Consider the following 20,286-nt stretch of genomic DNA (forward strand, 5'->3'; position numbering starts at 1 on the left):
TTCGTCATGCGGCCGGAAATTCTCAACAAACCCGAGGAGGCGACGGCGATGGGAGAGGTTCTGGACACGGTGGACTTCGTGGAGACGGTTCAAGCCGCCGCCGATACGGTGAATGTTGCGTTCGGGATCGATCCGCACGGTGTGTCGGCGGAATATTTGCTGATCCTGGCCTGGCTGGAAAGCGGCTGGCGAAATGTCCAGACCGAGGTAACAGGCCCTGACGGGCGACCAGCGACCAGCGCGACGGGGCCGTTCCAGTTCACCGCCGAAACATGGCGGGATCTGCTGAACGACCAGAGCTACGCCGGTATCCTGGAAGGCATGACGGAGGACGACCGGACCAAAGTTGATGAGCAGTGTATCGCCGCCGCCTGTCAGACTCACAAGATCCAAACCGCGCTGTACGCCACCACCGGCAAGGCCCCGTCCGGCGTGGAATTGCGGATCGGTCATCTGCTGGGTGTCGCGGGCGTCGGCCGGTTCCTCCAACTCGCTCTCGACGACCTCATCGACAAATCGCTCGGCGGCAAGCCGGCAGTGTCCGCAAAGGCCATCGCAAACAATCGGCGCCTGCTGGCGGAGGATGACCGGCCGGCGACGCGGAGGACGGTTGAGACCCGGGTGGCAGCCGAAATGCGCGCCGCGGCGGCTGCGGTTGCCGACCGCATCGGCAAGGTGACCGCGATCACGCAAAACGCGGTGGCCCAAGTCGCGCCGCCCCAGGATGGCTCTCCACCATGGCTTGTCGTGGCGGAGCGCGAGCTGGCACGCGGTGTGGTGGAGAGGCCCGGAATTCCGACAGACCCGGCCGTCACTGAGTATTTCAAGTCCATAGGCATCGACGCGGGCGACGAGGAGGCATGGTGCGCAAGCTTTGTTTCCTACTGCCTCATCAAATCCGGTGCCGAGAGCCTGAAGACGCTTCGGCAGGCGACGCACAACGTGCCGGAACGGGCGGAGAATTGGCGCTTGTGGGGAAAGGCGCTAGCCGCTCCGCAGCTTGGTGCGATCGTAGTGCTGAAGCCCACAGAAGACGCCAGCGGACATGTCGGTTTCTATGTCGGTCCGGCCGATGCAGAGCACTTCCTGCTCCTGGGCGGCAACCAGTCTCCCAAACGCGGTGAACCTCAGCAGGTCTGCATCGCTTCCATTTCAAAAAGTCGCCTCAGGGACGACGGGCCGTTCCGCTGGCCATTGGACTGAAGCCGACAGCATCGCTGCCCATGCCGCGGCCAATCCCGATTGGAAGAGCGGCAGGCCATCAGACCCGTCGGTCATTCCTGGATCAAAGCCGGCTCAGGTCAGGCGCGATCGAGGGCTTAGGCAACAACGGGCATCGCTCTGATCTTTTATGCCCTCAGGCCGGCACGACACTGTTGCTGAGGAAGGCTTCAAACTGGTCGATCGGCAGCGGCCGACTGATCAGATAGCCCTGGATGCGGGTGCAGCGCTGCTGGCGCAGCATGTCGGCCTGCTCCTGCGTTTCCACGCCCTCGGCGATGGTGTCGAAGCCCAGGCTTTCGGCAAGGTTCACGATGGTGCCGACGATTGCCGGGTCGGTGGTGGATTTGACGATGTCGCGGACGAAGCTGCGGTCAATCTTCAGCGTGTCGATCGGGAAGCGCTTCAGATACGCCAGCGAGGAATAGCCGGTGCCGAAATCATCGATGGACAACCGGACGCCGATGTCCTTCAGCCCGTTGAGGATCGTCACCGCCTTTTCGATGTCGCCGATCATCGCCCCTTCGGTCAGCTCCAACTCCAGCCGGTTGGCCGGAATTCCGGCGGATTCCACCACGCTGCGGACGAAACCGACGAGACGGGCATCCTGGAACTGGCGCGGCGACAGGTTCACCGACACCGATGGGATCGGCAGGCCACGCTGGATCCAGTCGGCCAGCCGGCGGCAGGATTCGATCAGCGTCCAGGCGCCGATTTCCCAGATCAGGCCGGTCTCCTCGGCCAGCGGGATGAACTCCGCCGGACTGACCATGCCGCGCACCGGGTGGCGCCAGCGGATAAGCGCCTCGGCCCCGATGGTGCGGTTGCCTGCAAGGTCGATCTTCGGCTGGAAATGCAGCTCGAACTCGTCGCCGCCACTGGCACGCCGCAGATCGCTCTCCAGCCCCAGCGTAAAGCCCGACCGTTCGCGCATCCCGGCGTCGTAGAAGACGTATTTGTGCTCCGGGTTGCGCTTGGCGTGGTACATCGCCAGATCGGCGTTCCGCAGAAGCTGATCCGCCGTGTCGCCATCGTCGGGGTAGAAGGCGATGCCGATGGACGCGCCGCAGAAAAGCTCCTGATTGTGGACGCTGAACGGCTCCGACATCGAATAGAGCACTTTTTCAACCAGCCGGGCGCCGGCGGACCGGTCGGCCGCATCGGGAGCCACGATCAGGAACTCGTCCCCGCCCAGCCGGCCGACGGTGTCGGTCATGCGGGTGCAGTTGCGCAGACGGCGCGCCACCAGCTTCAGCAGCTCGTCGCCCGCATGGTGGCCCAGCGTGTCGTTGACCTGCTTGAAGCGGTTCAGGTCAAGAAAGGCGACGGCGACCTTGCTCTTGCTGCGCTGGGCGCGGGCGATGGCCTCCTCCAGCCGCTCGCAGACCAGCCAGCGGTTTGGAAGGTCGGTCAGCCGGTCAAAGCTGGCCTGATAGCGAATCTGGTGTTCCTGCGACTTGCGCTGGCTTATGTCGGCAATGGTCAGGACATAATGTTCCAGCACGCCGTTCGGCGCCCGGACCGATGTCACCGAAAGCGCTGCGGCGAAGGCGTCGCCGGAATGGCGGAAACTGGTGACCTCCCCTTGCCAGCGCCCGGCCTGCCGCGCCGTGGTCCAAATGGTGTCGACGAATTCCCGCTCGTGTGAACCGGGAGCGAACAGCACCAGCGGACGGCGCAGCAGCTCCTCCCGCTGAAAGCCGGTCATTATCTCGTAGGCCGGGTTGATCGCCTGGACGGTCAGCTCCGGATCGACGATCAGGATGCCGTCGGCGACGCTGTCGAACACGGTGGCGAGCAGCCGGATCTTTTCCTCGTGCTGCTTGCGTTCGGTGATGTCCTGGACGGTGCCTTCGTAATAGCGGATGCGGCCGGCGGCGTCGCGCACGCAGCGCGCGCTTTCGGAAATCCAGATGATGGAACCGTCACGGCGGAAGACGCGCGCCTCGAAGCTGTGGACGCGGTCCTGGCGGGCCATCAGATCAGCGAAGGCCTCGCGCTTGCCGGGATCGACGTAGAGTTGGCAGGCGATGTCGGTAAGATTGGCGATCAGGTCTTCGGGTGAAGAATAGCCATAGATTTCGGCAAGTGCCGGATTGACCCGCAGGTAGCGTCCATCGACGGTGGTCTGATAGATGCCCTCGACAGCATTCTCGAAAATGCTGCGATACTGCTCTTCAGTCTCTTGACTCATGGTACGCGCCTCATCCGACGCCAATCCCGAACCACCTGGAAACAACATAAGCCTGCAACTCAAACAACGATTGTGGAACTGCCACCTTTCCGCAATGCGGCAAAGTAGACGCCGGTTCGATGAGCCCCGTCAAGCATCATCGCCGTTACTGTCTCATAGTACGAAAGGAAAATATAACAAAAAGGTAACCGAATTCGACCATTGGCATGGTCACCAAGGCACACCACTCGTCAAATCATTGATTTTTAAGGATAGTGTTTCACGCTTCGGTTAAAATCCTGAAAGACTCTTCCCTGCCGCCGCAGTGGCGACGGTGGTCGCTTACTTGTCGGGTCTCACAATCGTTCCTGCAAAAATGGCTGTTTTTTATTCAGAGCAGCCCAGACTTTGGGCAGTCATGGTTCTTCCTGGCGTTGCAACGGCATTGGCGGCAATCGAAACACCGCGGATTTGCTGCAAAACAGCATTTGGCACGTTCCATGCTTATCAGCTCTCGGTTCAAGCCAACGGCGGTTTGACCAGCGCGGACCCAAAGACTGCGGCCCGTACCCAAATCACACGCAACGCGTCCTGTCTCTTCCCGCCCCGTACCGGAACGGTGCCGCGCGGGCTTCATCCGACGCTGCGTGCCGTTTCTTCAGCGCTTGTTCCAAGGGGACTCGTCATGTCGTATCTGGTGCCCTCCGAGTTCGTCACCAAAATGGTGGATGCCGGCGAATCCAAGATTTTCATGTCCACCCGCGACACGGTCATCCGCGCCTTTATGGCAGGGGCGATCCTGGCGCTGGCGGCGGTCTTCGCCGTGACGGTCACGGTCCAGACGGGGTTCCCGATCATCGGCGCGATCCTGTTCCCGGTCGGCTTCTGCATGCTGTATCTGCTGGGCTTCGACCTGCTGACCGGCGTGTTCGTGCTGTCGCCGCTGGCGCTGATCGACAAGCGGCCGGGCGTCACCATCGGCGGCGTGCTGCGCAACTGGGGACTGGTCTTCGTCGGCAATTTCCTGGGCGCCCTGACGGTGGCGGTGATGATGGCCGTGGTCTTCACCTACGGCTTCTCCACCCCGCCGGACAAGGTCGGCACCGTCATCTCCCACATCGGCGAAAACCGGACGCTGGGCTATGCGCAGTATGGCGCGGCCGGCATGCTGACCATCTTCCTGCGCGGCATGCTGTGCAACTGGATGGTTTCCACCGGCGTGGTCGGCGCCATGATCTCCACTTCGGTCAGCGGCAAGGTGATCGCCATGTGGATGCCGATCATGCTGTTCTTCGGCATGACCTTCGAGCATTCGGTGGTGAACATGTTCCTCTTCCCGTCGGCGATGCTGATGGGCGGGAACTTCTCGATCATGGACTACATGATCTGGAACGAGCTGCCGACGGTGCTCGGCAACCTGATCGGCGGGCTGGCCTTCACTGGCTTGACGCTATACGCCACCCATGTCCGCACCGCGCCGAAGCGCCGCCTGCAGCAGACCGGCCTGCAGCCGGCTGAATAAGGCACCCTGCCCATCCTTCCATCAGCAACCCCGGTCCGCCTTTGGCCGGGGTTTTCCTTGAACGGGCAGGCATCGTGAAAGAGCTGCGGATCTCCATCGGCCAGTGCTCCGACAAGGGGCGGAAGGAGTCCAACCAGGATTTCCACGGGGCGCTGATCCCGACCGCACCGCTGCTGGGCATGAAGGGTATCGCGGTGGCGCTGGCCGACGGCATCAGCACCAGCCGGGTCAGCCACATCGCCAGCGAGTCCGTGGTGAAGAGCTTCCTGACCGACTATTACTGCACGCCGGAAAGCTGGTCGGTCAGAACGGCGGCGCAGAGGGTGCTGGCGGCGACCAACAGTTGGCTGCATGCCCAGAACCGGCGCAGCGAGTACCGTTACGACCAGGACCGCGGCTACGCCTGCACGCTGAGCGCGCTGGTGCTGAAATCGGCCACCGCGCACCTTTTCCACGTCGGTGATTCCCGCATCTACCGCGTCGCCGGCCGGTCGCTGGAGCAGTTGACCACCGACCACCGGGTGGTGGTGTCGTCGGAGGTCAGCTATCTCGGCCGAGCGATGGGCGTGGCGCCGCATGTGGAGATCGACTGCCGTGAACTGCCGGTGGAGCCCGGCGACATCTTCCTGCTGGCGACAGATGGGGTCTATGAGCATGTAGATGCCGAATTTTTAATCAGCACAATTGACAGGCATCCTGAAGACCTCGACCTTGCTGCCCGACTCGCGGTCGCGGAGGCGTTCCGACGCGGCAGCGGCGACAACCTGACGCTTCAGATCCTGCGAATCGACGCGGTTCCCGACGCCGATGCCGGCGACCTGTTCCATCGCCTGTCCGACCTGCCTCCGCCACCTCTGCTGGAAGCGAGGACGGAATTCGAGGGCTACCGTATCGTCCGGGAGCTCTATGCCAGCAGCCGCAGCCATGTCTATCTGGCCCAGGACAGCGCGGGAGGGCCGGCCGTGGCGCTGAAGGTGCCGGCCATCGACCGCCGTGACGACCCCGCCCATCTGCGCCGCTTCCTGATGGAGGAGTGGATCGCCCGCCGGCTCAACAGCCCCCATGTGCTGAAGCCGCCCCAGCAAAGCCGGCCGCGCCGCCACCTCTATGTCGTCACCGAGTATCTGGAAGGGTATACCCTGACCCAATGGATGCGCGACCATCCCAGTCCCGACCTGCCGACGGTGCGCACCATCGTCGAGCAGATCGGCAAGGGGCTTCAGGCCTTCCACCGGTTGGAGATGCTGCACCAGGATCTGCGGCCCGACAATGTGATGATCGACGCCACCGGTACGGTGAAGATTGTCGATTTCGGATCGGTGCTGGTTCCGGGCATTCTGGAGACGATGCCCGACGCCGATCGGGGCGAGATTCTGGGCACGCTGCAATACACCGCCCCCGAATATCTTTTGGGCGAAGGAGGGACGCCGGCGTCGGACCTCTATGCGCTGGGGGTCATCGCCTATCAGATGCTGACCGGCCACCTGCCCTACGGCACCGATGCCGCGACGGCCACCACGCGGGCACGCCAGCGCAAGCTTATCTACCGCACGGCCCTGAACGACCAGCGGGACATCCCCGTCTGGATCGACGGGGTTCTGCGCAAGGCGGTCCATCCGGACCCAGCCAAGCGCTATCAGGAATTGTCGGAGTTCCTGTACGACCTGCGCCACCCGCGAAAGCCCGCGGCGGGCACCCGGCGCCGTCCGCTGATCGACCGCAACCCGCTGGCCTTCTGGCAAGGGTTGTCGGCGCTGCTGGCACTGGCCGTGCTGGTCCTGCTGGCCGGCCGCATCTGATCGTCGGCCAGCCGGCAGGGCAAACCGGTCTTAATGCCCGTGGGCGACCTTGGCGCCTTCCTTCAGCTTGAAGACGCGCGAGCAGTAGGGGCATTCGACCTGGCCTTCGCGGTCCAGGGTCAGGTAGACCAGCGGATGGCCCAGCGCGCCGCCGCCGCCGTCGCACCCGACGGTCGAGGTTTCAACAAGGATCGTCTCGGTCGGCTGCATGGCAGTCATCCTCTGTTTTGACAGGCGCGCCGGTTCACGCCATCGTGGACACGCCCGCTGTCCGGGCCCCCGTTCAGGGTTCCGCGCGCGCGGGCCGGATGATACCCATCGCGCGCCGCGGATCAACGGGGGAAACCACCGGACAGACGGGCTTTTTCGCCAACCGCAAACATCATGGTTCAGGATCAATGGCCGCGCCCACCGATACCCCCACGCCCGTCTCGCTCCCGGCCAACGCGGTGGAGCTGCGCGGCCTGACCAAGATCTACCAGCCCACAGGCAAGGCCGGGCCCAAGCATGCGCTGAAGGGAATCGACCTCGCCATACCGCGCGGATCGCTGTTCGGGCTGCTCGGTCCCAACGGCGCCGGCAAATCGACGATGATCAACATCCTGGCCGGGCTGGTGAACAAGACCGGCGGCACCGCCACCATCTGGGGCCACGAGGTCTCGGAACATCCGCGCCGCGCCCGCGCCTCCATTGGCGTGGTGCCGCAGGAACTGAACATGGACCCCTTCTTCACCCCGCGCGAGATGCTGGAGCTTCAGGCCGGCCTCTACGGCGTGCCGAAGAAGGAGCGCCGGACGGAGGAGCTGTTGGAGGCCGTCGGTCTCGCCGACAAGGCCGATGCCCATGCCCGTTCGCTGTCGGGCGGTATGAAGCGCCGGCTGATGGTGGCGAAGGCGATGGTCCATACCCCGCCGGTGCTGATCCTCGATGAACCAACCGCCGGCGTCGATGTGGAACTGCGCCGCCAGCTCTGGGACTATGTGCGCGTCCTCAACAAGTCCGGCACCACCGTCCTGCTGACCACCCACTACCTTCAGGAGGCGGAGGAGCTGTGCGACACCATCGCCATCATCAACCACGGCCAGGTGGTGGCGTGCGAGCCGAAGACGACGTTGCTGCGGAGGGTCGACAACAAGGCGCTGTGCCTGACGCTGGATCGTGACCTGACCGCCGCCCCGCCCTCGCTGGATGGCTATACTGTCGAGTTGCCGGAGCCGCGGCGGATGATCGTCCGCTATCAGCCGAGCCGCCAGCGCGCCGGCGCCATCCTGTCTGCCCTGGCCGCGTCCGGAATTGGGATCATCGATGTCACGACCGAGGAATCGGATCTTGAAGATATATTCCTCCAACTGACGGGTGGTGCGCACAGCGACACAGGGGTAATCCATGCGGCATAGCGGATTGGCGGCTGTTCTGGGGATTGGGCTTCTGCTTGGTGGCTGTGCCGCGGATTTCCAACCGATGGGAATGGCCGTCGTTCAGCCGCAGTTGAACGAAAAGGTGCTGATCGCCGCCGACGGTTTCGAGTTGCCGATGCGCTCCTGGCTGCCGGCCGACGGCAAGGTGCGGGCGGCGGTCGTCGCCCTGCACGGCTACAACGACTATTCCAACGCCTTCGACGGTGCCGGCCGCGATTTCGCCGCGGCCGGCATTGCCACCTACGCCTACGACCAACGTGGTTTCGGCGCCACCCGCGACCGCGGCGTCTGGGCCGGTACCCCTACCCTGGTCAGCGACGCCCGCACCGCGGTGGAGATGGTGCGCAAGCGTCATCCCGGCGTACCGGTCTATCTTATGGGCGAAAGCATGGGTGGGGCGGTGGTGCTGACCGCAATGACCGGCCCCAACCCGCCCAAGGTCGACGGCACCATCCTGGTCGCACCCGCCGTCTGGGGCCGGCAGGCGATGGGCTTCTTCCCACGCGCCGCCCTGTGGATCACCTACAACCTCGTCCCTGGCATGGTGGTGCATCCGCCCAAGGATCTCGACATCCATCCGTCCGACAACATTGAGATGCTGCGGGCGCTGGGCCGCGACCCGTTGGTCATCAAGGGCTCGCGCGTCGATGCGCTGGAGGGGCTGACGGACCTGATGGGATCTGCGCTCGATGCCTGCCAGCATCTCCAGACGCCGTCGCTCGTACTCTACGGCGCGCATGAGGAGGTTCTGCCGCCGCGGCCGGTTGAACGCGCCTTGACGGATTTCGAATCCGGCGGGCGGCACGTGGTCGCCGTCTATCCCGATGGCTACCACATGCTGCTGCGCGACCTGAAGGGCAAGCTGGTGGTCAACGATGTTATCGCCTGGATCGAAAACCCCAAAATGCCGCTGGCCAGTGGTGCCGATCGGGCGCCGAGAGCCCTGCTCGCGGCTAGGTAAAGGCCGAACATACTTTTGTCACAGGCACCTGCGCGATTGCCGGTCGGACGAATTGTTCTGGATCCGTCGTGACTTGCGGCACCGGCGGAGGGTTGCCTGATGAGTGAAGATCCCACCCCCAACCTGCGATTGTCCCCGGAAGAAGTTCGGGCGATGGCCGCCGAATTCAGGGTTTCCCCGTTCTGGGTGGGGTTGGCCCTGCTTTTCCGACCAGCCAACCGGGCAGCCTTGATGGCATTGCTGGGTTGGGCCAGCGGATTGCCGCTACCACCTACCTGAAAGGGGCGGCCCGAGGCATGGGACCTTTGCAGCCAAAGGTATAGTACCCGTTAGGACCAAAGCCACTCTGCCACTTCCAGCGGTTGAGAGCTAAGGTACCGCATAAGCGGACACCTAAAGTCTCCATTGGCTGTCCCCGTTGGGAGGAACCATGCACAGCGTCGAATCCCAGGCTACCCCGTCCGGCGCGACCCGCGCCGTACCGACCGCTCAGACGACCACCATGTCCTCTGCCATGCCCCCTGCCATGGATGTCCAGGTTATCGCCGACCGCTACGGGTGGACCACCCCGATGGCGCGCTGGTGGATGTCCTTCGCCGCTTGTTCCGTCGGCCAGAAGCCGGATGCGATGATCGCCTTCCTCGACAAGACCGTCGGGGGGGCGACGATGATCCGCCGGCGCTGAGCTACGCACCGACGGAATTGAAAAAGCGGCCCCGAAGGGCCGCTTTTTTCGTATCCGGTTCAATTGTGACCTCACACACCCGGCGGCGCAATCCGCCAGATCGCCGCCGGATTGCGATGAGGATCCAGCCAGACATGCTGGAACTTTCCGATCCAGGTGAAGCGGTGGCCACTGAACAGATCCTCCACCTGGACATGAGCGCCGTCCGGCAGACCCAGTTCCCACAGCGGCACCTCGATGGTTCCGCCATGACCATTGTGGGGGTCGAGGTTCACCGCAATCAGAATCACGTTGTCCTTGGCCGCCGTCATCTTGCCATAGAGCAGGATGTTGTCGTCGAAGGCGTTGTAGAAGCGCAGGTTGGTGAACTGCTGCAGCGCCGGGTTCTCGCGGCGGATGCGGTTGATGGCTGTGACATAGTCCCGGATGTTGCCGGGCTTGTTCCAGTCCCAGTGGCGAATCTCGTACTTCTCTGAATGGTTGTACTCCTCCTTCCCGGGATAGGCTTCCGCCTCGCACAGCAGATAGGGACCATAAAGGCCGTAGACGCCGGCCAGCGTCGCCGCCAGCACCGCACGCATCATGTGCGCCGGACGACCGCCCTGTGTCAGGATCGGCGGCAGGATGTCGGGCGTGTTGGCGAAGAAATTCGGCCGCATATACTCACGCGATTCACCTTGCGTCAGTTCGGTCAGGTATTCGGTCAGCTCCGCCTTGGTGGTGCGCCAGGTGAAGTAGCTGTAGGACTGGGTGAAGCCGACCTTGGCCAGCCGCTTCATCAGTTTCGGCCGGGTGAAGGCCTCGGCCAGGAACAGGGCGTCGGGGTAGCGGTCCTGCACCTCGCGGATCATCCATTCCCAGAAGGGGAAGGGCTTGGTGTGCGGGTTGTCGACACGGAAGATGCGCACACCCTCCTTGCACCACATCAGCACCACGTCCCGCAGCGCGTACCACAGGTCTGGATAGGATTGGCGGTAGAAGCTGACATTGACAATGTCCTGGTACTTCTTTGGCGGATTCTCGGCGTAGCGAATGGTGCCGTCGGGCCGCCAGTAGAACCAGTGCGGATGCTCCTTCACCCAGGGATGGTCGGGGGAACACTGGACGGCGAAATCCAGCGCGATCTCGATGCCATGGCGCTTGGCCTCGCGGACCAACCGGCGGAAGCTGTCGAAATCGCCGATCATCGGGTCGATCGCGTCGTGCCCGCCCTCCTCCGCACCGATGGCATAGGGCACGCCGGGATCGTCGGGGCCGGGGTTCAGAGTGTTGTTCTTGCCCTTGCGGAAGGCGCGCCCGATGGGATGAATCGGCGGGAAATACAGCACGTCGAATCCCATGTCGCGAACCATGGGCAGCAGATTGACCACGTCGTCGAAATTGCCCGGACGCGACGGGTCGGGCGAGGCCGAGCGCGGGAAGATCTCGAACCATGCCGAATAGGCACCGGCGGTGCGGTCGACATAGACCTCCAACTCGCGCACATAACGTGACTTGTACTGCCGCTCGCCATACTGCTTCATCACCCGGCGCGGCTCGTCCGACAGGGCATAGTCGATGGCCTCGCGACCCGACAATGCCTGCATCCGTTCGATCACCGCCTGGAGCGCCGCGCGCCCGTCACCATGGTTCAGGTCCAGCGCCTGCTCGACAAAGCGGCGGCCCTCCACAAGCTCCAGATCGACGACCATGCCGGCATCGACCTTCTTCTTGAAGTCGGCGCGCCAGCTTTCCCAGACGTCACGCCACGCCTCGATGCTGTAGGTGTAGCGGGCATTGCGGACCAGCGGCACCTGGCCGACCCAGCGGTCGTTCTCATGGAGGCGCATTGGCGCTTCACTCCACGCCTCGTCGCCGTCCGCCTTGTACATGACGGAGGCGGCGAGCACGAAGGTGCCGTCGGTGTAGATGTCGGCCCACACTTCCATCACGTCGCCGACCGCGCGCTTGATGGCAAAGCGGCCGCCGTCCAGCTCCGGATAGACATTCTCGATGGTCATGCGGCCAGCGGCGATGGACTCCATCCATTCCCGCTCCTCCACGTCATGCAGCTCGACCGGACGGCGGCGGGCAGCGCGGGCCCGGAAGACGCGCAGTTCCATCGGACGCAGCATCATCGGCGCTCCGGGTTTCATCGGCAGCGGCTCGGCCTCCGGCGTCACATCCTCGAACGCCTCATAGGTCCCGCCGGTGGCGGCCAGGATCGGGCCCACATCCAGATTGTGCGGCCGGTTCTCGTCCGGGTTCAGCACCAGGATGGCACAGGCGTCCGGCTGGTCGAGGGCTGCGCCGTCCACCTGCCGGATCAGTCCCAGCACCGGGCTGTGAGGAGAGGTGACGCGGCGCTGCGGCCCCTCGACATTCAGGGCCGGGGTGGCGGCCTTCATCGCATTGACGGCGCCGATGAAGCCGGTGAGGTCCAGCTTCGGCTGTTCCCAGTCGGCCGGGCCGGTTCGCACCACGTCCAGCTTGCGGGTGAAGCCGTACTCGAAGCCGACCGGCATCATCACGCCGGTGGAGAAGCTCGCGGCGAACAGATAGTGCATCTTCAGCTGGGCGGCGAGCCGCACGGCATCCTGGCTGCCGACCTCTGCCGCAAGACGGTCGGTGTCGTGGCTTTCCGGAAAGGCGATGGACGGCGCGATCCAACGGAACTCCTCATACTGGTCCAGCAGCCAGTCGGCCTTGAAATCCCACCATTTGGCGCTGTTGAACAGGAAGTCGAAGCCGGCGCCGCATAGCTCGCGCACCTGCTCCACCGTGCAGCCCAGCGTCTCGGCGAAGAACTTAACCTCCGGGTTCACGGCGTGGGCGGCGTCGATCAGGCTCTTCCACACCTCCGCCGGCACTTGATAGGCGGCGTCACAGCGGAAGCCCCGCACGCCAAGCCCGATGTAATGGCGCAGATAGTCGGACCAGTAGCCGATCAGCCCGGCCCGCGACTCCGGCCGGTCATAGTCGAGCGAGGCGAGATCGCCCCACACCGTGACATGGGCGGTGTTGTTGGGATCGACGGCGCCCGGACGGTGCAGATCGCCATCCGCGCCGCGCTTGTACCAGTCGGGATGGCGGTCGACCAGCAGGGCATCGCGGGAGGTGTGGTTGATGACGAAGTCCATCATCACCGACTGGCCATGCGCTCCGGCCTCCCCCGTGAAGCGGCGCAGAAGCTCGTCGTCACTTTCGTGCGAGCCGCCGCGCAGCGCGTCATGCAGTCGGTAGGGATCCTTCACGGCATAAAGGCTGCCGGAGAATCCGGGCTGGTGGATCGGGTTCAGGAAGATCCAGTCGAAACCCATCCCCTGGATCCGCGGCAGGTGCCCGGCCCAATCGCGGACGGGACCGACCAGGGTCGGAAACAGGTTGTAGATGCGCGGTCCGACGATGCTCATGGAGGAACCCCCTTCCTTGGCCCTGCTTCTCCGTTGACAGCCTGCCGCTCCCCGTTGTGGGATCGACGGAAGGCCGGCACCCGGGGCCGATAGCAAGCCCCCGCCGGACAACCCGCCGGGGCGGTGAAGGTTCCGCCGGCCACTTTGGCAACCCGCAACCACCCCACCAGCACAGGATGCAGCGCATGGCCGAGAAGCCCGGCAAGGTCTCGAAAATCCGCCTCGGTAAACTGGACCAGGACCAGGCGCGGATCGAGACGGCGGAGGAGTATGACCGCCGACTCGGCAAGCTGCAGAAGGAACTGCTGCACATCCAGCAGACCTACTGGCACGAGAAACGCCGCGCCATCGTGCTGTTCGAGGGCTGGGATGCCGCCGGCAAGGGCGGGGCCATTCGTCGCATGACCGAGCCGCTCGACCCCCGCGGCTTCCATGTCTGGCCGATCTCCGCCCCGACCGAGGAGGAACAGGGAAAGCATTACCTGTACCGCTTCTGGACCAAGCTGCCGGCGGCCGGCACTTTCGCCATATTCGACCGGTCCTGGTACGGCCGCGTCATGGTGGAACGGGTGGAGAAGTTCGCCACCAAGGACCAGTGGAAGCGCGCCTATGACGAGATCAACGAGTTCGAGCGGCTGCTGACCGACGACGGCGTGCGCATCGTCAAGCTGTTCCTGCACATCACTCCGGAAGAACAGCTGGAGCGCTTCCGCGAGCGGATGAAGAACCCCTACAAGCGTTGGAAGCTGACGGAGGAGGATCTGCGCAACCGCGCCAAATGGGACGACTACGTCAAGGCGGCGGAGGCGATGTTCGACCGCACCTCTACCTCCAACGCGCCCTGGCACGCGGTGGAGGCGAACTCCAAATGGCACGCCCGGCTCAAGGTGCTGGAGATCGTCACTGCCGCCCTGAAGGAGGGCGTGAACATCGCCCCTCCCCCGGTCAACGGCAACGTCGCCAGAATCGCCGCGGAGGTGTTGGGGATCGAGGCGGAGTAAATCAGCCCGCCCCCGGCACCACCCAGGGACGCCGCTCCGCGTCCGTCCGGTCGAAGGCGTCGATGGCGTCCTGGTGGCGCAGGGTCAGGGCCACGTCGTCGAGCCCTCCGACCAGGCAGTCCTTCTTGAACGGGTCGATGGCGAAGGACAGCGCCCGGCCGTCCGGACCGCTCAGGGTCTGGGCCGGCAGGTCCACGGTGACGGTGGCTCCCGGCGCCCCCTGCAACTGGCGGCGCAGGTCGGCCACCGTCTCCTCCGGCAGGGTGACGGTCAGCAGGCCGTTCTTGGCGGCATTTGCGGCGAAGATGTCGCCGAAGCTGGGGGCTATGACGCAGCGGAACCCGCCATCCACCAGCGCATAGACCGCCCCCTCGCGCGATGACCCGCAGCCGAAATTGCGGTCGCTCACCAGCACGCGGGCGCCGGCATAGGCGGGATCGTCCAGGGGAAAGCCCGGCTTGCGCTCGTCATGGAACAGGAAGTTGCCATAGCCGGCGCTGCGCGGCTTCTTCAGGAAGCGGGCGGGCAGGAGCTGGTCGGTGTCGATGTTGGCGATGTCGAGCGGCACCGCCGGTGCGGTCAGCGTGACGAACGGGTCCATCCTATGCGCCTCCCAGCTTGCGGACATCGAGCTTTCTGACATCGGTGAGCCTGCCGGTCGCGGCGGCGGCGGCGGCCATCGCCGGGCTCATCAGATGGGTGCGGGCGTTCGGCCCCTGGCGGCCGGGGAAGTTGCGGTTGGTGGTGGAGGCGCAGCGCTCGCCCGCCGGAACGAGGTCGCCGTTGATGCCGACGCACATCGAGCAGCCCGGCTCCCCCCACTCCAGCCCGGCGTCGATGAAGATTCGGTCCAGCCCCTCCGCCTCCGCCTGCCGGCGCACCGGGACGGAGCCCGGCACCACCAGCCCCGGCACCACCGCCCGCCGGCCGCGCAGCACGGCGGCGGCGGCACGCAGATCCTCCAGCCGGGCATTGGTGCAGGAACCGATGAAGACGCGGTCGATGGACACCTCCTCCAGAGCCATGCCAGGGGCCAGTCCCATATAGTCGAGCATCTTGCGCATCTGGCCGGCGCGCACCGGATCGGCCTCCGCAACGGGGTCGGGAACCGCCGCGGTCACCGGCACCGCGGTTTCCGGGCTGGTGCCCCAGGTCACGGCCGGGGCGATGTCGGCGGCGTCCAGCCTCACCTCACGGTCGAAACTGGCACCCGGGTCGCTGGACAGGGTCCGCCAGTGCTCCACCGCAAGGTCGAAAAGCAGGCTCTTCGGGGCGAAAGGCCGTCCCTCGATCCAGGAGAAGGTGGTGTCGTCGGGGGCGATCATGCCGGCCCGCGCCCCCGCCTCGATCGACATGTTGCAGACGGTCAGCCGGCCTTCCATCGACAGGGCGCCGATGGCGCTGCCGGCATATTCGATGACATGGCCGGCGGCCCCGTCGGCACCGATGGCGGCGATCACCGCCAGAATCAGGTCCTTGGCCGTAACGTGCGACCCCAGCACCCCGTCCACGGTGATGCGCATAGTCTTCGGCCGGCGCTGCCACAGGGTCTGGGTCGCCAGCACATGCGAGACCTCGGTTGCGCCGATGCCGAAGGCGAGCGCCCCAAAAGCCCCGTGGGTCGAGGTGTGACTGTCGCCACAGACGATGGTCAGGCCGGGCAGCGTCAGCCCCTGTTCCGGCGCCAGCACATGGACGATGCCCTGGGCCGGGTCATGCAGGCCGAAATGGCGCAGGCCATGTCGGCCGGCATTGGTCTCCAGCATCGTCACCATGTTGGCGATCTCGGGATCGGCGATCGGCTTGGCCCGGCTGTGCGAGGGCACGTAATGGTCGGCAACGGCGAAGGTCAGCTCCGGCCGGCGTACCTTGCGGCCGGCATGATCGATCATGCCGAAGGCGTGGAAGGAGCCCTCATGCAGGAAATGACGGTCGATGGCAAGCAGGGCCTGACCGTCCGGCCGGGTCGCCACGACATGAGCGTCCCACACCTTCTCGAACAGGCTGCGTGGCTGCGAGGTCATCGGTTGGTTTCCTCCTTTACGGCGCTTGCAGCGGCGGAGCCGGCGATGCGCCCCAGCGCCACCGCGGTCAGCAGTCCGTTGCCGGACAGATAGCCGGACGCCTTGGATCCCGACACGCCGCAGGCAGCGCCGCCGGCGGCATAGAGGTTCGGCAGCGGCCTGCCCTGCCCGTCCAGAACCTGGGCCTCGTCATCGACGACCAGCCCGCCCTGGGTGTGGAACAACGCGCCGGTGACGCGGACCGCCCGGTAAGGAGCAGCCAGCGGGGCCGAGCCGGTGAAGTCACGGCCGAACCCGTCGGTTCCGCCCTCCGTTTTCAGCCGGTCGACATCGGCCAGCGCCGCAGCGAGAGCGTCCCCATCGATTTTCATCTGCCGGGCAAGCTCGGCCGGCGTGTCGGCACTCAAAACTGCACCCATCGCCTCAGCCTGCCGAAAATCCTCGAACTGGCGGGCGATGGCGGCGATGCGCTCATCGAAGATTGTCCAGGCGATACCGTCCGGCTGGCGCAGCACGACGGCGGCCTGTTCCGAATAGCCCTGCGCCTCGTTGGAGAAGCGCCGCCCCGCAGTGTTCACCTGCACGCCGCCCTCGGTGATCGTCGCCCAGGTGACGAGGATGCCCGCCGGATGCGCGACGGAGCCGTGCCCCTGATGCCCCGACAGATGCCGGGTGGCGGCGCCCAGCGCCTCGCCCCACAGCAGCGCGTCGCCCTGGTTGCCAGGATGGCCGAAATAGAGCGCGTCGGCCAGTTCCGGCACATGCCGCCCGACCAGCGCCTTGTTACCGCCATAGCCGTTGCAGGCGAGGACCAGCGCACCGCAGCCGACCCGCTCGACGCTGCCGTCCGGACGGGTGACCTCGACGCCGCGAACCTGCGCGCCATCGGCATGGAGGGCGGTGACATGCGCCTCGCATAGCACGTCGATGCCGGCGGCTTCGACGGCCCCGCGCAGCCGGTCGATCAGCTCCGCCCCCGACCGGCTGGGCAAGCCGTGCATGCGCCGGGCGCTGTGTCCCGGATAACTGAAATTATCCACCACAGAGAAGGGCAGCCCATAGCGGTCGGCCAGCCACTCCAGCGCCGGCCCCACCGCTCCGGCGACGCGGGCAACCTCGCCCGGATCGGGTTCGCCCTTCGCCTTGGCGGCGATGTCGGCGGCAAAGCGATCCGGGCTGTCCTCGATCCCTGCATCGCGTTGCCATCGGGTGCCCGGCGCTGGAATCAGCCCGGCCGACAGGGCAGTGGAGCCCTGGGGCAGCGCATCACGCTCCAGCACTAGAACGCCGGCGCCCTGCTCATGGGCGGCGAGCGCGGCGACCATCCCGGCCGCTCCGCCGCCGATGATGACGACGGGGACGGTGAACTCGAACTCCACGCCGTCCGCAGGCAGGATGCGGCTCATGAGGTCGCCATCTCCTCCAGCATCGTGGCGACGGTCGCAACCCGACAGACCGGGCGCAGCGCAGCGATGGACACCTCATGCAGTTGCGGCGTGAAGGCGGCGGTGCCGTCTTCCAGCACGATGGTGTCGAAATCGCGGACATGGGCGTCGCGCACGGTCGAGGCGACGCCGCCATTGGTGACGATGCCGCAGACCAGCAGCCGCTCCACCCCGCATTTCGCCAGCACCCATTCCAGCCGCGACATGTAGAAAGCGGAATAGGCGACCTTCTCCACCTCGACATCGACGGGCTGGAGGGCGTCCACCGTACGATGCCCCCAACTGCCCGGCTTGAAATCGCCCTTGGCAAGGAAAGGACGCAGCGTCTTCAAGTGGGGTGAGATCATCGGCTCGCCGCCGCGGCCGGACACCAATGTGAAGTTGGTCGAGATCACCCAGCCGCCACGCGCGCGCAGCAAGTCGGCCAGCGGCTTCACCCGCTCTGGCAATTCGAGGATCTCAGGTGCCGTCTGCCCGGCGCGGCCATAGGCGCCGTCCGGGTGGATGAAGTCGTTCTGCAGGTCGCAGACCAGCAGGGCGGTGCGCTCGATGGTAATGGCTGTGCCGTTCATCGGGCGTTCCTTTCCACGATGACGTTGCCGAAGCGGTCGACGCGGGCGGACAGGTCGGGGTCGATGACGGTGGTGGCATCCGGCTGTTCGAGGATCGCCGGCCCCTGGATCACAGCGTCGGCCGGCAGATCCAGCCGGTTGTAGACAGCCGCCTCATGCCAGGCTCCGTCGAACCACACCGGCCGCGACCCGGCATAGGCGCCCCCCACCGTCGTCCCGGCCGCCGGAGCGAGCGCGGAGAGGTCGAAATGCGGACGCCGGCCGATGGCGGCTGTGCGCAGATTGACGATCTTGGCGCCGACACCCGGCAACAGCCGGCTGAAGGAGGCCTGATAAGCGCGCTCGAAGGCGGCGCGGATGGTCGCCTCGTCGATGCCGGTGGTGCCGTCCTGCACCGACACCGGCAGCGGCACGGCGACTGTGTGGGTCTGGCCGATGTAGTGCATGTCGAGTTCGAAGACGAGGTCGATGCGCTCGACGCTGAGGCCGGCGGACTGCACCACGGCGCGGGCGGCCGTCGCCTCCTCGACCATGCGGCGGTCGAGCGAGCGTGCGTCGATGCCCACCAGCGGCAGATTGACCGTCTGCACCTGATCGTGGCGGATGTCGGCGATGACGCAGCCGAGCGCCGAGGTCACGCCGGGGAAGCGCGGCACCAGCGCCGCCTTCAGTCCGACTTCCTTGATCAGCGCGCCGACATGCAGCGCCCCGCCGCCGCCGAAGGGCACTGCGGCGAATTTGGCCGGATCGTGGCCACGCTCGATGGAGACCAGACGGATGGCGCCGGCCATCTTGCTGTTGGCGATGCGCACCACCGCTTCCGCCGCCGCCATCACGTCGAGGCCCAGCGGCTCGGCGACATGGGTGGCGATTGCCGCGCGGGCGGCGTCGACGTCCAGCCGCGCCAGCTTGCCGCCGATGGGACGCTCGGCATTGATGCGGCCGAGCAGGACATTGGCGTCGGTCAGCGTCGGCCGCGTGTTGCCCTGGCCGTAGCAGACCGGCCCCGGCCGCGAACCAGCGCTTTCCGGCCCGACCTGCAGCATGCCGCCGGGATCGACCCCGGCGATGGAACCGCCGCCGGCGCCGATGGTGGTGATCTCGATCATCGGCGTGCGGACGACCAGACCGAAATCGATGGTGGTCTGGGCGGCCAGCATGGTCTGCCCCTCCACCACCAGCGACACGTCGAAGCTGGTGCCACCGAGATCGCCGGTGATGACGTTGGGGAAGCCCGCCGCCTTGGAGATCGCCGCCGCCGCGATGACGCCGGCCGCCGGTCCCGACAGGGCGGTGCGCACCGGCAGCCGCCGGGCGGTGTCGGTGGACATGACGCCGCCGTTCGACTGCACGATGTGGAAGCGCCCACCGAAGCCCTCCCCCGCCAGCACATTGTCGAGCTTGGCGAGATAGCTGCCGACCACCGGCTGGAGATAGGCGTTCAGCGCGGTGGTGGAGGTGCGCTCGAACTCGCGGATTTCCGGCAGGATGCGCGACGAGCATTCGAGGTTGGCGTTCGGCCAGACCTCGCGCGCCGCCTCCAGCGCAGCCAGCTCGTTGGCCGGGTTGGCGTAGGCGTTGATGAAGACGATGGCGAGCGCCTCCGCCCCCTGGTCGGCAAGTTTGCGGGCGGCGGCGCGGACCTCCTCCGGGTCGATCTCGGTGCGGATGGTGCCGTCGGCCAGCGTGCGCTCCGCCACCTCCAGCCGCATGTCGCGATCGACGACAGGGACGAAATCGCCCCACAGGCCCCAGGTGTGGCGTCGGTCGCGGCGGCGCATCTCCAGCACGTCGCGGAAGCCGGCGGTGGTGATCAGCCCGACCTTGGCGCCCTTGCGCTCCAGCAGAGCGTTGGTGCCGACGGTGGTTCCGTGGACGATGGAGCCCAGTTCCGCCACCGGGCCGAAGCTCTGGAGACCGGCCAGGAAGCCGACCGCCTCGTCGCCGCGGTTGGACGGGACCTTGGCGGTGCGGAAGCTGCCGCGCACCTCGTCGTAATGGAACAGGTCGGTGAAGGTGCCGCCGACATCGACGCCGACGATTGCACCCTTGTTGATACCGTTGCTCATGGTC

Annotated in this window: 15 protein-coding genes; 7 read left to right on the forward strand and 8 right to left on the reverse strand. The window is 65.8% G+C overall.

Annotated elements, in window-relative coordinates:
- Positions 1 to 6: 6 nt before the first annotated feature.
- Positions 7 to 1,203, forward strand: coding sequence for a CHAP domain-containing protein (locus tag E6C72_RS21260; protein ID WP_136700824.1), 1,197 nt, complete (start codon positions 7 to 9; stop codon positions 1,201 to 1,203).
- A gap of 154 nt (positions 1,204 to 1,357) precedes the next feature.
- Here E6C72_RS21260 and E6C72_RS21265 read toward each other — a convergent pair whose 3' ends face one another.
- A complete protein-coding gene (locus E6C72_RS21265; protein ID WP_109084700.1) occupies positions 1,358 to 3,415 on the reverse strand; it encodes an EAL domain-containing protein in 2,058 nt (685 codons plus the stop codon).
- A 664-nt stretch (positions 3,416 to 4,079) separates the two neighbouring features.
- Between E6C72_RS21265 and E6C72_RS21270 the strand changes: the two genes are divergently transcribed.
- Positions 4,080 to 4,916 (forward strand): formate/nitrite transporter family protein, encoded by an 837-nt coding sequence (locus E6C72_RS21270; RefSeq protein WP_109084699.1) that lies wholly within the window; start codon positions 4,080 to 4,082, stop codon positions 4,914 to 4,916.
- A 74-nt stretch (positions 4,917 to 4,990) separates the two neighbouring features.
- A complete protein-coding gene (locus tag E6C72_RS21275; protein ID WP_247875533.1) occupies positions 4,991 to 6,715 on the forward strand; it encodes a bifunctional protein-serine/threonine kinase/phosphatase in 1,725 nt (574 codons plus the stop codon).
- A gap of 30 nt (positions 6,716 to 6,745) precedes the next feature.
- On the opposite strand, the gene E6C72_RS21280 is transcribed toward E6C72_RS21275, so the two are convergent.
- Positions 6,746 to 6,934 (reverse strand): zinc-finger domain-containing protein, encoded by a 189-nt coding sequence (locus tag E6C72_RS21280; protein WP_109084698.1) that lies wholly within the window; start codon positions 6,932 to 6,934, stop codon positions 6,746 to 6,748.
- A gap of 179 nt (positions 6,935 to 7,113) precedes the next feature.
- Here E6C72_RS21280 and E6C72_RS21285 point away from each other — a divergent pair, with 179 nt between their 5' ends.
- From E6C72_RS21285 to E6C72_RS21295, 3 genes are all read left to right on the forward strand, one after another.
- Positions 7,114 to 8,112: an ABC transporter ATP-binding protein gene (locus tag E6C72_RS21285; protein WP_109084697.1), complete on the forward strand. Its 999-nt coding sequence runs from the start codon at positions 7,114 to 7,116 to the stop codon at positions 8,110 to 8,112.
- Positions 8,113 to 8,176: 64 nt separating this feature from the next.
- The gene (locus E6C72_RS21290) at positions 8,177 to 9,094 is read left to right on the forward strand and encodes an alpha/beta hydrolase (protein WP_247875532.1); all 918 of its coding nucleotides are present in this window, start codon (positions 8,177 to 8,179) and stop codon (positions 9,092 to 9,094) included.
- 430 nt (positions 9,095 to 9,524) lie between these two features.
- Positions 9,525 to 9,779 carry a hypothetical protein gene (locus E6C72_RS21295; protein WP_247875531.1) on the forward strand — a complete coding sequence of 85 codons (255 nt, stop codon included), beginning with the start codon at positions 9,525 to 9,527 and terminating at the stop codon, positions 9,777 to 9,779.
- Positions 9,780 to 9,850: 71 nt separating this feature from the next.
- Here E6C72_RS21295 and E6C72_RS21300 read toward each other — a convergent pair whose 3' ends face one another.
- Positions 9,851 to 13,171 (reverse strand): maltotransferase domain-containing protein, encoded by a 3,321-nt coding sequence (locus E6C72_RS21300; RefSeq protein ID WP_109084694.1) that lies wholly within the window; start codon positions 13,169 to 13,171, stop codon positions 9,851 to 9,853.
- A 185-nt stretch (positions 13,172 to 13,356) separates the two neighbouring features.
- On the opposite strand from E6C72_RS21300, the gene E6C72_RS21305 reads away from it, so the two are divergent.
- Positions 13,357 to 14,172, forward strand: a complete 816-nt coding sequence (locus E6C72_RS21305; RefSeq protein WP_247875530.1) for a polyphosphate kinase 2 family protein — start codon at positions 13,357 to 13,359, stop codon at positions 14,170 to 14,172.
- A gap of 1 nt (position 14,173) precedes the next feature.
- On the opposite strand, the gene leuD is transcribed toward E6C72_RS21305, so the two are convergent.
- The 5 genes from leuD to E6C72_RS21330 are packed head-to-tail and all read right to left on the reverse strand — an operon-like array spanning position 14,174 to position 20,282.
- Positions 14,174 to 14,773, reverse strand: a complete 600-nt coding sequence (gene leuD, locus E6C72_RS21310; RefSeq protein ID WP_109084692.1) for a 3-isopropylmalate dehydratase small subunit — start codon at positions 14,771 to 14,773, stop codon at positions 14,174 to 14,176.
- A 1-nt stretch (position 14,774) separates the two neighbouring features.
- Complete coding sequence (gene leuC / locus E6C72_RS21315) at positions 14,775 to 16,196, reverse strand: 3-isopropylmalate dehydratase large subunit (protein ID WP_109084691.1); 1,422 nt, start codon at positions 16,194 to 16,196, stop codon at positions 14,775 to 14,777.
- Entirely contained in the window at positions 16,193 to 17,602 is a 1,410-nt protein-coding gene (locus tag E6C72_RS21320) for an FAD-dependent oxidoreductase (RefSeq protein WP_109084690.1), read from the reverse strand. The genes leuC and E6C72_RS21320 overlap by 4 nt, the downstream gene beginning before the upstream one ends.
- Positions 17,599 to 18,213, reverse strand: coding sequence for a cysteine hydrolase family protein (locus E6C72_RS21325; protein WP_109084689.1), 615 nt, complete (start codon positions 18,211 to 18,213; stop codon positions 17,599 to 17,601). Before E6C72_RS21325 ends, E6C72_RS21320 begins: the two co-directional genes overlap by 4 nt.
- Positions 18,210 to 20,282, reverse strand: a complete 2,073-nt coding sequence (locus E6C72_RS21330) for a hydantoinase/oxoprolinase family protein (RefSeq protein WP_109084688.1) — start codon at positions 20,280 to 20,282, stop codon at positions 18,210 to 18,212. Before E6C72_RS21330 ends, E6C72_RS21325 begins: the two co-directional genes overlap by 4 nt.
- Positions 20,283 to 20,286: the final 4 nt, after the last annotated feature.

This window comes from Azospirillum sp. TSH100, assembly GCF_004923295.1.
GTDB lineage: Bacteria > Pseudomonadota > Alphaproteobacteria > Azospirillales > Azospirillaceae > Azospirillum.

Bases quoted from the DNA above. Each gene is read 5' to 3' on its own strand.
- E6C72_RS21260 (WP_136700824.1), top strand. From the start codon at position 7: ATGCGGCCGGAAATTCTCAACAAACCCGAGGAGGCGACGGCGATGGGA.
- E6C72_RS21265 (WP_109084700.1), bottom strand. From the start codon at position 3,415: ATGAGTCAAGAGACTGAAGAGCAGTATCGCAGCATTTTCGAGAATGCT.
- E6C72_RS21270 (WP_109084699.1), top strand. From the start codon at position 4,080: ATGTCGTATCTGGTGCCCTCCGAGTTCGTCACCAAAATGGTGGATGCC.
- E6C72_RS21280 (WP_109084698.1), bottom strand. From the start codon at position 6,934: ATGACTGCCATGCAGCCGACCGAGACGATCCTTGTTGAAACCTCGACC.
- E6C72_RS21285 (WP_109084697.1), top strand. From the start codon at position 7,114: ATGGCCGCGCCCACCGATACCCCCACGCCCGTCTCGCTCCCGGCCAAC.
- E6C72_RS21290 (WP_247875532.1), top strand. From the start codon at position 8,177: ATGGGAATGGCCGTCGTTCAGCCGCAGTTGAACGAAAAGGTGCTGATC.
- E6C72_RS21295 (WP_247875531.1), top strand. From the start codon at position 9,525: ATGCACAGCGTCGAATCCCAGGCTACCCCGTCCGGCGCGACCCGCGCC.
- E6C72_RS21300 (WP_109084694.1), bottom strand. From the start codon at position 13,171: ATGAGCATCGTCGGACCGCGCATCTACAACCTGTTTCCGACCCTGGTC.
- E6C72_RS21305 (WP_247875530.1), top strand. From the start codon at position 13,357: ATGGCCGAGAAGCCCGGCAAGGTCTCGAAAATCCGCCTCGGTAAACTG.
- leuD (WP_109084692.1), bottom strand. From the start codon at position 14,773: ATGGACCCGTTCGTCACGCTGACCGCACCGGCGGTGCCGCTCGACATC.
- leuC (WP_109084691.1), bottom strand. From the start codon at position 16,196: ATGACCTCGCAGCCACGCAGCCTGTTCGAGAAGGTGTGGGACGCTCAT.
- E6C72_RS21320 (WP_109084690.1), bottom strand. From the start codon at position 17,602: ATGAGCCGCATCCTGCCTGCGGACGGCGTGGAGTTCGAGTTCACCGTC.
- E6C72_RS21325 (WP_109084689.1), bottom strand. From the start codon at position 18,213: ATGAACGGCACAGCCATTACCATCGAGCGCACCGCCCTGCTGGTCTGC.
- E6C72_RS21330 (WP_109084688.1), bottom strand. From the start codon at position 20,282: ATGAGCAACGGTATCAACAAGGGTGCAATCGTCGGCGTCGATGTCGGC.